The organism is Natronorubrum thiooxidans (assembly GCF_900156475.1).
Lineage (GTDB): Archaea > Halobacteriota > Halobacteria > Halobacteriales > Natrialbaceae > Natronorubrum > Natronorubrum thiooxidans.
The window spans coordinates 1-13,668 of record NZ_FTNR01000031.1 but is presented as its reverse complement, the minus strand read 5'-3'; the positions used below and the strand labels follow the sequence as shown (position 1 = coordinate 13,668).

Here is a 13,668-nt window from a genome sequence, read left to right as displayed (position 1 = left end):
GCGTCGGCCTCTTTCTCATCACTACGGACGTACGTCATCGCTAGCGTCACTGGCTTTCCGTTCGAGACGAGATACGCCGTGCAGTACCGGTGGCACGTCGTTGTTCCGTCTTTCGCGTGCATGCGGCAGAGTTCACCTTCTTCATCGGCGTACGTTCCGTGGTAGGGGTTATCGACGAAGTCAATGGAGACGATCCTCGACCGATCAGGGTCGAGGATCGTCATCGCTACCTCCCTGAGAAGGCGGTTAGCAACCCGCTCAAGCCACTCCCGGTTGAGCGTATGTAGCCAGTCCATGACAGTATCGTCACAGACAGCGTTGTCGTTGTCCTTGCACATCTCCCAGATGGACGTCTGATTGACTGCTGCAAGAATGACAACAGCCCAGATATCGCCGGGATCGAGGGGCGAGCCCTCGATCCCTGGCAAGGGGAGCTGGCAGATGACGTCTTCCGCTAAATCTTTCACGTCCGAATCCGAAAGAACACCGTCTGGCTGAGGGATACTGAACACATTCACTCAACCAGACATCTTCCTCATGAGACCAACGCTTTAGCTCCAGCTCTCACACCAGTCGGGAAGTACCGAATATAAATTCTATCATCAACGGGGAGGAGGTCACCGTATGGACTAATACCATCTTCCCAGACTACTTCCCCAGAGGCAGAGATTGCTTTGACGCCAGAATCAGTCTGACAGACAACCACTGAATCATTAGCTGAGAGTGGGTGGTCGCTAATCATACTGGTGTTTGTCGAGACCTCCCACACATGGTCGCCAGTCTCTGGATTATACCCTTCAATGGTCCCCGCATCATTTAATCCGCTCACGACTACGAGAGTGCTGTCAACTAATTGTGGAGCAGGGTAGTGGTGACCTTCTCCAATTTTAGCACCTGCTACGGATTCCCATTCTACTGATAGTGATTGAGTTTCATCTATGTCTTCTGATTCATCCTTCAATGGGTTTGAGTCACCTTGGTTCGAATCAGGTTGGTCTGAGGATTGTGATGAGCTTGATTCCTCCTCTGTGTCATCATTAGAGCTTATACAACCTGCTAAACCTGCCATCAAGGTACTCCCACTAATCCCGAGTATGCCTCTTCTATTCATCTTCTATAGTATGTTCACTCAGACATCAAGTAAGTGACTGACGAGGAAGTGCTATTCTGGGTTGACGAGAGTCGTGGAAGTCAGGTGTTAGAAGACGGCGAATTCCTCGCCGAGGACTCAACGCTCAGCTGTGACGGCTGGTCGGCGTACCGAAGCTCTCACACAAAACTCTAGCGGTTCTGGGTTCATCTGTTGCGGGAGGCGAAGTACGTTTCTGAACGGTATGAGGAATCAGAGTGGCTCTTTGCGCAGTTGCACGATCTCCATGACGACTTAACGGTGTTTGACGAAGAGTATCCTCAGTGGGCAAGAACTCAGATCAGGATAAGAGGTATCACTGGCCAGTGAATCTTGGTCACGCTATCCAACTACTTTTAATGAAGCATCCGAGCCTTTTTATTCGAAGCCGCGGCAAACGGCAGCGATGCTCTCTCATCGACAGGAGGACCTCCTGATTGCAATCGCTTTGGCGGAGTTTAGCTACGAAACCGAAGATGTCGACCCCGAACTCGCCAACTATGCATGGCAACTGGCTGCGGACCGACTCGTCGCATGGGATGTCACACCGGCTGAGGCCGTCAAAGCACTCAATATCGGAACTCATTGATATGAATGGCGGTCTTTATATTGATATCAGGAGGACGAACCCGCCACGAAGAGGGATTGTCTATCGTTCGCTGGCCGCAAGAGACGACGAGGGAACGTGTACACCATCATCCTCCGTGTTGCTCACACGATAATCTCCTTCGTCGCCGTTCCAGGTGAGGATACGGAGAATCCCTCGCGAACAGACCAGGTCCAACTCGTCGCACAGGGGGTTGTGGGAAACCACTTCGACAAAGATTACCAGAACTACACGGGTCGCCCCGACGTCATCGTCCTCGAGATCATCTCGGAAGACGACGGAGAACACGAGTATCTGATCGTGGAGATCAAAAATAGCACGAACGAGGACACGATTCGACGGGATGTCAAGGAGACACTCGAGTATCTCGCCTTCCTGTGAGTCAACGAGGATTTCGTCTTCGGTCGTGACGATGGCGAATACTTCGGATCTGGGTGGAACGGTCTCTTGGTAGCTCAGGATCTCGCCGAGGAGACCGCCTCACTCGAGGAACAAGCCCATCGGGAAATCGCGATCCTTCAGGCCTCCGAGTTAGAAGATGAGTTGGAGACGATTCTTCGAGAAGTTGTGTAGCGTACAAATCAGGATCTCACAATGACTATTTAAACAACCCCCGCGTCCGCAGCGTCCGCAACGTCCGATCGGCGGTTTCCTTAAATAACACACCCCCCCGGGTGCGTCCGCATAATTTCTCTCCGAGAGAGGGCGGAGGAGAGAGGCAGAGATCACACAGTGATCAATAGATCAGGCGCGACTCCCTCAAACCAGAAGGTGGCTGTTATGAACCTCGCTACGGTCGATACGCTCTCCCTTGCTTTTTGAAGAGATACAGTACGGCTTTGGTTTTGAGCCAAGCAACATAAAGATGTCTATTTTATAGACTTCCGCTCTAAAGCTATAGTAGACACTGAAAGTCAGCTCACACTCAATCAAAAACTCTCTCCGAAAATGTACTCGCTCTTCGGTCAACACCTATCAGAAACTCGTCTATTTTACTATTTTCCTTCGTATTCTATTTTTCCTTACAAGATATCTCTCACCCACCCCCTCGTTTGAACGAGAATTATGCGGACGCACCCGGGGGGGTGTGTTATTTAACGAAACCGCCGGACAGACGTTCCGGACGTGAGGGTTATTTAAACAGTCTATACCATGTGATCTTGATAAGGTGTAGTACGCTATTCACTGGAAGATTGTTATATATCTATCATATGATTATTATCATAGTTGCAGCCGCACAGGATAATCTGACATAAATAGAGTCAGTCTGATAGCCCGGTAGTGTTCAGATAAGCTGATTCCATGCGAAGCTGAACGATCTGATCCAGTCGTCGGCAGTTTCTGCTTCGGCATTGCTGAAGCAGTTTGAGAAACAGAGTGTTCGTCGTTTTATCTCTCTAAAGACACGTTCAACAGCGTTCCGATTTCCATATTTCTCGTATCTGAAATCAAAGCCGTGACGCTGACATGCATCTTGTAACGAGTGCGATCCATCGACGAGAAACACGGCGTCGGAGACGTCGTGTTTCTCGGAGAGTTCCGTAAGAAACGAATGAGCGAGAACCTTTGTTATTGTCGGTTCATGCTTTGTATGGAGTAATTCGTTTGTCTCGGGATCGACTGCGGCGTACAGCCAATATTGCACATCGCTCAGTCGGATCACAGTTTCGTCAATCGCAACGTGATCCGGACTCCGACCAGATTCAGGCTGTAGATCGGCCTTGTGTACCCAATTGTGAACGGTGGATTGAGTGCATTCGACACCGAAAATCTCAAGAATGAAGACAGTATTCGAAAGCGAGAGTCCAACGAGATACAGCTGAATACTGAGCTTCATTAGTAATCGCGGTGTCGCTTCTCGTTCAACAAACTCTAAGTTGAGTGCGTCCAAACAACCGCTGAGGCGGTCGTTTTCGGGCATAGACTACTCAGAGAACGAACCACCTCGTCCTTCATCTTTATCTGAACACTGCCGCAGCGACGTACCCAAGATTAACTTCAGATAGATGAGCGTGTGCCTAGTTGATTCCAAGGCAGATATCTGCAGCACTCGGATCGCTGTTGTGGCCTTTCGCTTCGATCACAGCGACAGGTGTCGTAGCAGCATCGGCGTTCAGCCCTTGAAGGCAGGCATTCCGATGCCGAGGAGGTCAGGTTCACCGCCGGAGAGGTGAATCGTATTGTACGGTGCGAGGAAGCGGCGTACGTCATCGGGAATTTCTCATCCGCCTCAAGTGAATCCGGACTTCGAAACGGAGAGTAATCTGCTGCAGCAGACGATCCTGGATCAGGCTGGAGAGCAACTTACGTTACTTGATGAAAACGTCATCATGGACTATGGCAGGATAACGTGTCGATAAACGTCGGCCAATAATTTCATGAGCTAGTAATTAAGTGAGTGAAGTAGTGGAATCGGTCCAATCCCGCTTGAAGGATATCTCCATGGCATCAGAATCATCGGATGATAACTCATCAAATAATGAATCTACAAATTCACGATTATATTTTTACTATGAACAAGTTGAGGTAATAAAAATACAATGACAACACGTCTCTTACATACAACAGATACTTTCTTAGACCGCAAAAATATGGGTCGGAAGTCCCGTCTGAAAGATTATCTAGCTGCATTTAAACAAGCGATCGCACACGCACTTCGGAAAAACGTCGACGGCGTGATCCACACGGGCGATCTGTTCTGGACGAGAGCCCCCACGGAAGAGGTCGTTGAAGGGTGCAAAAAACCTTTGAGGCGGCTGGCGAAGGCGGGAATTCCGTTTTGGCTGGTGTACGGGGATCGGGATGACAAGCTAGCGACCGGCCTTCTGAACGAGTTTCGAGAAGAGGGATTGCTTCGGCGATTGACCCCAGAGTGGCACACCATCGGCGACGTCTCGGTTCATGGCATCGACGCGACGACCGATCTGAGATCGTCCGGTCACCCGGAGGTCAAGCCACCGCGACCGCGGATCGCTTGTGCGCACGAAGAAGTCGCGGTTTCCACCCTCAACAGGGTCCTAGGGTCGGAAGTCGATGCGTTGCTTCTCGGCGATCAAGAAGGCTCGGTCGACCGCACGGAATCCGGCTGTCGGATTCTCTCTCCTGGTAGCCCTGAACGAATGATAGGAAAGTGGACGACCGAAACCGGAGCCGAGACCAGCGCGTGGAGCCAGCCGCGCCACGTCAACATCTACACAATCTCTGAGCAGTCGATCTCCGTCGAGTCCAGTGAGATCGATGCTCGGGATTACGAGGGCATCGAAATCCGGGCCGATGCACAAACAACCATGCAGGACGTCAAGCGAAAACTGGATCAGTTCGATTTGAAAAATAAGGCGGTCTTGCTGATCCTGAGAGGCGAGAACGGCCCATCAAACCCGTCGCGAGATGCGATTCAAGACGAACTATCGGCCCGGGCTGAAATTGCTCGCGTCTACGACCGACGGGACGATGTCGATGCTTCTGATGGAACGTCGGGAGGATCCGATGCAACGACCGGGGCACCTCTTGACGCGGATGGCGGAACGAATTCCACTCCTGCTGGCATTACGGTCAAATCCGTGGAGATTACGCGCGACGATATCAACAAACTCGACGTCGCCGACGGGACCTCTCCCGACTCCTCACATCTTGCGGTTAAATTCGATCGATTGAAGGCACAGATCGAGAACCTTTTCAGAGATATATCATGGTTCGAGTCGTTCAATTGGTCCGGCGACCCCGGCTCCCCCTACATCGGACCTCCCAACTCCGACGAATCGGACTATCTCTGGCTGGGTATGTATCACGACTTGTACCGGTCACTCGGCACACAGGCCAGTGCGCTTCAGTTCGAATTCGGGATCGATATGGATTCCAATCGCGGGTTCTTCGACCGCAGCATAATCTGCGGCCTGTATCTCGGGCCCTGGGTGAAGGAGTCGGTCGCCGAGGATATCGCCGATCATCTCTGGGCACATCACGCCAATGTCGCCTCTTTTTTGACCACTCAGTCGGACTACATCCTCGTCACTGGTGACAAAACGTGGCAGACGCTCACCCCGGATATCGTCACAAGACGAGCTGATCACCTTTCCCAGGGATTCGCTCTCACCCTCGATCTTTCGCTGGAAGACCTCTACGCATGCGATGACCTGGTTGAACTCGTGGGACAGGCAATCCTGGAAGTGCTGCCGCTGTACTACAAACTCGCCGGAGTGGACCGCCCCAACCAGATTCAGAGCATGGAACCGATTCGGGAAGACCTCAGGGTTCACGAGGACCCGACTCACGATGCGGAGGGAAGGTCGACCCTACAACCGACCGCGGTCGATGCCGACGTCAACGTAGAGGCAACGGTCGAATCGATCGAAACACACTCATCGATACTCGATTCTGATGATATCGAAAGATCCCTCAATAATCTCGTCGAACGGGGCGCGTCGCGTGATGAGGCGCTGCGGTACGTCCGACGATATGCCCTTGAGATGGAGCGCGGCGATGGCCTCTACGCGATCAACGGGCTCGGTCCTGTCGCCGGCTACGCGCTAGCCCAAGCCGGAATCACAACCCCAGAGGAATTGGCGTCCACTTCGCTCGACGATGTGAAGGCGATCGACGGACTGCTCGAGGACCACGCGCAGAGAATCCTAGAAAATGCCCGCGACGGGGATCTGACACCGGCGGCCACGGAGGCGAACGCTGGGTCATCAGCTGCCATGGCCGACACTGCGTCCGAATCGAACGTCGACGTAGCTCCCGAGTCGACCGGTGGCGAGCCTCGAAAGGTGCGCGAGTCACGCGTCCGTTCCGCTGATACGTCTCGGTCGCGTACAACAGACGATTTGCCGGTCGCCACCCACGACGGGCAAGAGGTCCCGGCAAACCAACTGTCCGAATGCTACGAAGCGATCCGCAGCGTTCGGAAGGTCCTTTCGACAGTCATGCAACTCCCGGGAACCGCCATCGATCCCGACGATTTGACCGATCCCTGCGTCCAGTACTACGTGCTGCTCGAAGCGTGCATCAGCGGCCATTCGGAGCTTGATCTGTCGGGGTACGGCCAGCAGCATCGGGATCGCCTCTCGTTCAGAATCGATGACTATCGCCATGCGTTCGGCGATGGCGACTGGGTGACCAAGTATCACACCATTGACGTCGCACCGTATCGGGAAGAGACGCAAAACTGGCTCGAGGAAAAGACGTATCTCGAGGACACACAGCGATTCGTTCGGCCGATTCCGCCGGGGATCGAGCAGCCACTCCCAGAGAGCGTCGGCTCGGTCGAAGACCTCCGCTACGCGCTTGAGGTACTGATCCGGTTCCCCGCCTATCCACCTCTGCCGACGGAGAACGGGGCCACCGATCGCACGATACCGGTTGAAACACTCTACACGTCTCTGTTCGGCCAGGTAGACGGCGCTCAGCTGATCGACGTCGAGACACTTTCCGGGCCAGATCGGGCGAGTCGCGAACCGATCACGGGACCGGTGGCTGACGCGACGCCGACGTCGAAGGCTGACGCCGAGTCGGTACTGCTCGATTACGGCAAACTCACGCACCTGTATAAACAGGTTGAACCGCCGACTCAGTCGCCCGTTCGACGTCCGCTGCCCGTCTTTGGCCTCGACTGGTACCGTTCAGCATCCGGATCATTCGACGCCCTACGGGACCTCGCGAAGCACGGTAAGGACGACCCGGTTTCGATCTTCCGGCCGCGGCTGCGAGACATGGTATATCGTCGATTCCTGCGCGATCGCTGGGAGTACGATTACATCACGGTCGTCCCGGGCCACGAGGCTGGGAGCTTGAGCCCGCAACTCGTCGAACTGGCGCAGGACTCTGTCCTCGAAACATCGACCCTCTACTCACCGCTGCTGGAACGAACGGAAACGACGGAACGGCAGCGCGAGAAATCGCGTGAGGGACGCAAAGAGGTCGCACGAAATCCGGAGGCAACATTGCGGGCCCGCGCCTCACTCGATGGAGAAACCGTGATTCTATTCGACGATATCTGCACCTCCGGGAACTCGCTATTGGCGGGAGCGCACCTGCTGCGTGAAGCCGGGGCCGATCGCGTGGTCGGTCTGACCCTCGGGTTTACACCCGGCGAGGACGAGATGCGGACGAAAGAAATCAAGAATCCCAATGCCTACGCGTCGGAGATCATCGCGGGGTTAGAATGATGGAAATAGACGATCTCGCCTCTCTGGTTGCGTTGACGGATGTCGACGGAATCGGTGATAAGCGCGCTCTCGAATTGTATCGAGCAGTCGAAACATCGGAGGAGCTCTGGTCGCGCCCGTTAGCCGCATTCGATGACTTTCACTATGTGGATGAAGAGACCCACGCGCAGCTACGGGAATTACCGGAGACTATCGACGATTACCGCGAGCAGTTCGATCGCTACAGGAACGATGGAATCGAGGTTATCGGTATCGACGACGACCGGTACCCGGCGGCATTACGGCGCAATCATGCACCACTCATCCTCTATGCGAGGGGAAATGTCGATCTGTTGGACGATCCAGCAGTGAGCGTCTCCGGGTCGCGCGAGACCAACGAGGCCGGGCGACAATGGATCCGTGAGATCGCGTGCGAGCTGGCCGCTGAAGGGTACACGATCGTCAGCGGCGGTGCTCGAGGTTCGGATACGGCGGCTCACGAAGGTACCCTCGATGCGACTGGTGAAACGATCGTCGTCCTCGGAACGGGCGTAGATACTCCGTATCCGGAGGAAAACGAGGCTCTGTTTTCCGATATCGTCGATGCAGGTGGCCTTCTACTCTCACACCGGCCACCGGACGCGGGACCGACTCGTCATTCGTTCCTCAACCGCAACCCGACGATTTCTGCCCTAAGTTCCGGGACGATCGTCGTCGCTACCGACGGAACGGGCGGAACGATGGCCCAGTATGACATCGCTGTCGAACAGAATCGCCGAGTATTCGTTCCCGAAGCTAACCGCGACATACAACCCGATAATGGCCTCAGAGAGTTGCGAACTGCCGAGGCGACGACGGTTGTCTCCTCAACCGCGTCGATCGAAGCCGGACTCTTAGAAGCGGTTCCCGGTGATGAGACGGAACCCAGTGATACGAACGGTTCCGAGGAACAAGCAAACCAAACGTGTCTGGATGATTGGGGATGATCTTCTTTAGTCGAGCTGTTTCCTGTATTGGAACTCACAATTTTGCTTAGCGGACACTGGACAGAGTAGGTTATTTGTTCGCAGAGATCGGTTTGTTTGTAGGCCGTACTAATCGCTACTCGTCAGACTCGGCAAGCCACTGCAATGTATCGACGAGGACCTGATTCGCTGTCTCGGCGGTGGTCCGTTGTGAGAGGGCGTGCGAGCTGTTCACTGGCCCTTCGAACACACGCCAGACACCGCCGTCCTGTGCGGCGACGAGCCGGCGCTTGCAATCGTGGTCGTCGACAGCGATCATGTCGTCGTCAAAATCAAATTTGATATTGACTACAAGTTAGTATTCTATCACGTTAGTTTTGAATGTATCGATGTCAGTCCATACTCGCCATCCGACGTGAGACTCGAGCGAGTTCGGGAATAGAGTGTGCAATGAATGTGGGGCGTGTTCAGCTCTCAAGTTCCTCTTCCGGAACAAGATCGAAGTCGGTAACGTTTAATTCAGAAATAGGTTCGTTTTCGTCGAGCCAGTCGATCAATGACTCTCGTGCTTCGAATAGAAATGTCGGCTCCGTCTCATCGCCTTCGATACAATCGACGGTAACCCATCCCAGTTCGTCAGGCGTGAAAGCGGTCAAGACGTGTTCCTCTTGGCCTATTCCGAACAGGATGGCGTAAGTGTTGTTTTCATTACCTCACGCAGCAGGGGTAGACGAATCGTACTGTTCGTGGATTGACTCCACTTCCATTTTCGTTAGCGGCCTCTCTGGCAACGAATCAAGTACCATTCCTAATCATATACCTCATATCAATCACTTGTAACTCATCGTCATCGATTCTGATAGAAGTTATCAATGCAACTCATATTCTTATGTTATTTTTTATCGAGTAGTTGATCGATCGGAACTAATGAACACAAAGAGCGAATGTCGTACGAGTCAGAGCGCGATTAAGGCGGAGGGGCGGACGCTAAGCACAGGGCAAATAGTTAATTGTGAGACGTACGTCTCACACAATAATGAGTACTGACACCAGTGATGGTGGTGAAGGAAATGGTGACGGCACCTCCAAGATCGACGTCCGGGTTCCAAATCACCTCCTCAAGGAGATCGACGAGGAGTACGAGCGTCGCGGGTATACCTCGCGGTCAGAGGCGATCCGCGACGCACTCCGTGACTGGATCGATCCACCGATGAGGCTCTCGGAGGAGACGCTCGAAGAGCTCAAAACGAGCCACGAGCAGCGGGAGCAGGGTGATACGCAGTCGGCCGACGACGTTCGCGAGCGCCTTGGCTTAGATGACTGACGTCGAGTACACCGAACAAGCGATCGGTCACCCCGAGAACCTCGACGCACAAGTTGCCGATCGTGTGATGGATAAAGTCGATGAGGCAACTGACTGAACCGAACACCGACTCGAGCGTCTTTCCGGCTACTCATATTACAAACTTCGCGCCGGCGACTACCGAGCGATTATCACGTGGGATCGCAACGACGACGTTCTCACCGTCGAGGAGATTGGTCACCGACGGAACGTGTATGACCGACACCTTCCCCCATGATGTCTCTTCATACGAAACCATCGGAGAACGAAAATTGATCCTTTCGCAGAGTATGACAGACAGTTGTTGGGGGGACTACCGTTCAGTGCGCAGTGTAGTGAACGGATAGTTCAGTCCGAAAGGGGTGAAAGGAACTCCATGTGAACTTTCTATGACACCCTCGGCCTCTATTGATTCTCAAATATGGATTTAGGCCTCCCGATCTCGAGTGTGGCAACTGCCGCTTCAGGATCAACGTCGTACTTAACGAGCCGATCGGCAGCCAGTTGCCAAGCTCGTTCTGAGAGTTTAGGATCGATCTGTTCAAAATGCACTGAAAATTCGGTCAAGGCAACAGCGATCAAAAGGTCATCACGTTTTTGAGTACACATCGACGCGTCTTGCGCCGCTTTGGTATATAAACCACAGCATCAGTCTAGAAAGCTCGGCAAAAAGCCGAGGTGGAGCCCCCCACGGGAATACGAATGGTAGTGGTGGTGGTGATTCCCAACGGGCGGGACGGTCAAAGATCGTCTGTCGCTCAGAGTTGTCGACAGAGACTGATCTCGACCAGTGGCGAGGATAATGTCTCAGGTGCGAGTACTATCGACAATGACAGCACACGATCCATCGCCAACTAAAATGTTGGTCTACTTTATCATTAATTTGTTGGCCAACTAAGTAGAATGGTGGCAATCCATCTGATCGGCATATCAGTAGTTAGTAGTACGATTTCTTTATTCAGAGTCGGTCATGAAACTCTCGGCAAGTACAGGTAAAAGCGTTACCAGCAGGGTTGCCTATCCATCCACTAACTGTTTTTACAATTGAGTGCATCATCGGTGATTTTTATCTCCTTGTCACCCCTAACCAGAATGGTCCATCCCTCGTAGGTGAATTCAATGGACAGATCTGACTGATGTCGTTGTGAATGTTTCATCAGTCTGTTCAGTAATTCTGGCTCGACACTATTATATAATGGACTTAGATTGCACTCAGGAACTCCTTCTATTTCAGCAATCCCTCGTATTATTGTCTGTGATACCGGTTCGTTCGGTTCTCTCTTTATAAAAGTCTCAGTCCCACCATCTGTAATTATTTGTTGGTCGTAGTGACTCTTCATATATGAATAAAATATTCACTGACTTTTCAAGCTTCTACCTAGCAACGGATTTGCCGGTACATCTGCACATGCAGTTACCAACCCCTTCGATTGAATTTCAGGTGTGTTTCTGAATAAAAGAACCGTGCTACTATCCACTGCTAAGAACTGTTCCAGTTGGTCGACTGCCGAGGAACCGCCGGAAATCGAGCAGTAACTTGGCCGTGTAGGGAGTAGTATCCCATAACTTACCTGTGTGGCGGCCCGCGGATACACAATGACATCACCCGATGTCCAGCAGTCGCTATCGGCTATCGGATGTGATGCGTGCCAGTCTGCCGTCCAGTCTGGCGGGCAGCAAGAGGTATCGTTTCTCCTCCTAGATCAGCTCACGATCCCTGTTCTCAGCTGTAAGGTGCATCTTGAACAGTTCTCTTCGGTCTGTGGATTGACGTCCGACAAAACGGCCGATCTCCTGCATCATCGACCGGCTGGCGGAGTGTCGTGTCCCGGCTGCCGTCTCGCTCCGCATAATTCCCCGCATCCCCTGATCCGAGTCCAAGATGGGGCCATCATCCCGATGGCGTGTCCGAAGCACCAGTCCGAGATTGTCCAGCGGTTCCACACAGGGATCCAGACACAGCATCAGATGACAACCAGCCTCAATAACAGCACATCTCCCTAAGACTTGAGCTCTCATTAAATCCAGCTGTACCGTGGTGCAGTGATGGGATTGCCCGAGGCTATCTTTTACTGTTGACGCGTCAACAATGGATGCATGGTGGTGGATACCGGGGAAGAGCAAAAGCGGACACTCGTCTATCGGGAGATAATCGACCGGTTCTGGATACTTTGGCTCATGATCGAGGTGCGGCACGACAGTGTCGCGGTACGGCTTAGCCCGTTTCAGCGGTCGTTCCGTCAGATTTCGTTCCGAGAGATTGATGACATCCGGATTACGACCTACTCGTCGACAACCTACGATGGATGGCACTGGGGGCTGCGCCGGTCTTCCGGTGGCGATACGGTGTACCGGCTCCGAGGCAGCCGCGGCGTCGAACTTGTGTTGACCACAGGAACACGGATCTTTATTGGAACACAGCAACCAGCAGACCTCAAAGCAGCGATCACGCGAGCAATGGAATCGGAGCGTGCGGTGGAGTAAGACAGGGGACGGTACACAGCCCGCGAAGGAAAGTCAGGTTTCCGGATGATCATATCGGTTGAACCGGTACTTACCTGTCCGCATCACCCAGTACCGTCCGTCGAACTCGAGAAGATCATCGTTGCTGACCGCCTCTGAAAGGATATCCGGGATATCCGTGTCAATGATGCCGTGATCGGCTGCCAGCTCCGCAATTTCTTCGAGGGTGGTCCCCGGGTTCTCCGCTACAATGTCTAAAGAGTACAGCGAGAGTTCCACGGGTCACCTGATCCGTGGGTGAATCGCGTACACTCGACTAATGTTCAGTTTCTTCGATGTACCGACGAACCACATCTTCAGACACTGCTCCAGTTGTGCCGACGTAGTATCCGCCCTTCCACAGACCGCTCCCCCAGAAGTACCGCTGTTTGATTTCGGGGTGACGCTTGAGAATCGTTCGACCTGAGTAGCCCTTGAATTGCTTGGCAATCTCGCCAGGACTCCATTTCGGGTCTGCCTCTACGAATAGGTGAACGTGGTCGGTGGCTATCTCCATCGACACAATCTCGTGGCCGAACCGTTCGGCAGTTCCCCGAAACAACTCTGCAAGTTCGTCACGAATCAACTCCAACATCCCGTGTCGGTACTTCGGACACCACACGAAATGATACTTACACAAACTAATCGAATGTGCATGACTCCTGTACTCTTCCATCCTAATCCCTGCTTTTATTAACACTTGTTTCGATAGTCAAACTATGGGTGTCGAACCAGTCACCAAGACCGCACGCACCCGACTCTGCATAGAGTCTGGTGAGCGGTCGTGGCTCAAAGATGCCCGCTTCACTGCACGAAACATATCCAACGATACGCTCCGCCTCAAACAACAAGGCTACAGCAAGACTGAGTGTAGCTTCAACGGTCAACGTCTAACGTATCTTCTCTGAGCGCGTCTCTTACCAAATGGGAGCGAAGAAGTACATTGTTGAGCTCAGCGACGAAGATCGCAAGACGCTCGA

General features: G+C 53.1%; 12 protein-coding genes and 4 pseudogenes. 8 read left to right on the top strand and 8 right to left on the bottom strand.

The annotated features are described in order from the left end of the window. Both BW940_RS20000 and BW940_RS20955 read right to left on the bottom strand, forming a co-directional pair. A pseudogene (locus tag BW940_RS20000) lies at nucleotides 1–512 on the bottom strand (ISH3 family transposase); the annotation flags it as partial. Nucleotides 513–535: 23 nt separating this feature from the next. Beyond that, complete coding sequence (locus BW940_RS20955; RefSeq protein ID WP_159440201.1) at nucleotides 536–1,069, bottom strand: outer membrane protein assembly factor BamB family protein; 534 nt, start codon at nucleotides 1,067–1,069, stop codon at nucleotides 536–538. 75 nt (nucleotides 1,070–1,144) lie between these two features. Between BW940_RS20955 and BW940_RS19990 the strand changes: the two are divergent. From BW940_RS19990 to BW940_RS22260, 3 genes and pseudogenes are all read left to right on the top strand, one after another. After that, nucleotides 1,145–1,411, top strand: a pseudogene (locus tag BW940_RS19990) (IS66 family transposase); the annotation flags it as partial. 124 nt (nucleotides 1,412–1,535) lie between these two features. Then, nucleotides 1,536–1,718 carry a hypothetical protein gene (locus BW940_RS19985; RefSeq protein WP_076610925.1) on the top strand — a complete coding sequence of 61 codons (183 nt, stop codon included), beginning with the start codon at nucleotides 1,536–1,538 and terminating at the stop codon, nucleotides 1,716–1,718. A gap of 132 nt (nucleotides 1,719–1,850) precedes the next feature. Then, nucleotides 1,851–2,309, top strand: a pseudogene (locus tag BW940_RS22260) (hypothetical protein); the annotation flags it as partial. A 712-nt stretch (nucleotides 2,310–3,021) separates the two neighbouring features. Here BW940_RS22260 and BW940_RS19975 read toward each other — a convergent pair. Beyond that, nucleotides 3,022–3,657 (bottom strand): IS6 family transposase, encoded by a 636-nt coding sequence (locus tag BW940_RS19975; RefSeq protein ID WP_076610924.1) that lies wholly within the window; start codon nucleotides 3,655–3,657, stop codon nucleotides 3,022–3,024. Between the two features lie 619 nt (nucleotides 3,658–4,276). On the opposite strand from BW940_RS19975, the gene BW940_RS19965 reads away from it, so the two are divergent. Then, nucleotides 4,277–7,900 carry a helix-hairpin-helix domain-containing protein gene (locus BW940_RS19965; protein ID WP_328586634.1) on the top strand — a complete coding sequence of 1,208 codons (3,624 nt, stop codon included), beginning with the start codon at nucleotides 4,277–4,279 and terminating at the stop codon, nucleotides 7,898–7,900. Between the two features lie 146 nt (nucleotides 7,901–8,046). Further along, a complete protein-coding gene (locus BW940_RS19960) occupies nucleotides 8,047–8,865 on the top strand; it encodes a DNA-processing protein DprA (protein WP_235847870.1) in 819 nt (272 codons plus the stop codon). A 115-nt stretch (nucleotides 8,866–8,980) separates the two neighbouring features. Here the strand turns inward: BW940_RS19960 and BW940_RS19955 are convergent, their stop codons facing one another. After that, complete coding sequence (locus tag BW940_RS19955) at nucleotides 8,981–9,163, bottom strand: hypothetical protein (RefSeq protein WP_076610922.1); 183 nt, start codon at nucleotides 9,161–9,163, stop codon at nucleotides 8,981–8,983. 717 nt (nucleotides 9,164–9,880) lie between these two features. On the opposite strand from BW940_RS19955, the gene BW940_RS19945 reads away from it, so the two are divergent. Continuing rightward, entirely contained in the window at nucleotides 9,881–10,168 is a 288-nt protein-coding gene (locus tag BW940_RS19945; protein WP_076610920.1) for a ribbon-helix-helix domain-containing protein, read from the top strand. After that, nucleotides 10,161–10,424 (top strand): annotated as a pseudogene (locus tag BW940_RS22590) (type II toxin-antitoxin system RelE family toxin). The gene BW940_RS19945 and the pseudogene BW940_RS22590 overlap by 8 nt, the downstream one beginning before the upstream one ends. 167 nt (nucleotides 10,425–10,591) lie before the next feature. Here the strand turns inward: BW940_RS22590 and BW940_RS22255 are convergent. Together BW940_RS22255 and BW940_RS19930 are read right to left on the bottom strand one after the other, a co-directional pair. After that, nucleotides 10,592–10,795 (bottom strand): hypothetical protein, encoded by a 204-nt coding sequence (locus tag BW940_RS22255; RefSeq protein ID WP_076610919.1) that lies wholly within the window; start codon nucleotides 10,793–10,795, stop codon nucleotides 10,592–10,594. Between the two features lie 419 nt (nucleotides 10,796–11,214). After that, nucleotides 11,215–11,526, bottom strand: a complete 312-nt coding sequence (locus BW940_RS19930) for a HalOD1 output domain-containing protein (protein ID WP_076610918.1) — start codon at nucleotides 11,524–11,526, stop codon at nucleotides 11,215–11,217. Between the two features lie 757 nt (nucleotides 11,527–12,283). Here BW940_RS19930 and BW940_RS19920 point away from each other — a divergent pair. Then, entirely contained in the window at nucleotides 12,284–12,670 is a 387-nt protein-coding gene (locus BW940_RS19920) for a DUF6141 family protein (protein WP_076610916.1), read from the top strand. Between the two features lie 33 nt (nucleotides 12,671–12,703). Here BW940_RS19920 and BW940_RS19915 read toward each other — a convergent pair whose 3' ends face one another. Next, the gene (locus BW940_RS19915; RefSeq protein ID WP_076610915.1) at nucleotides 12,704–12,928 is read right to left on the bottom strand and encodes a hypothetical protein; all 225 of its coding nucleotides are present in this window, start codon (nucleotides 12,926–12,928) and stop codon (nucleotides 12,704–12,706) included. Between the two features lie 37 nt (nucleotides 12,929–12,965). Next, nucleotides 12,966–13,364, bottom strand: a complete 399-nt coding sequence (tnpA, locus tag BW940_RS19910; protein ID WP_076610914.1) for an IS200/IS605 family transposase — start codon at nucleotides 13,362–13,364, stop codon at nucleotides 12,966–12,968. Nucleotides 13,365–13,668 lie beyond the last annotated feature (304 nt).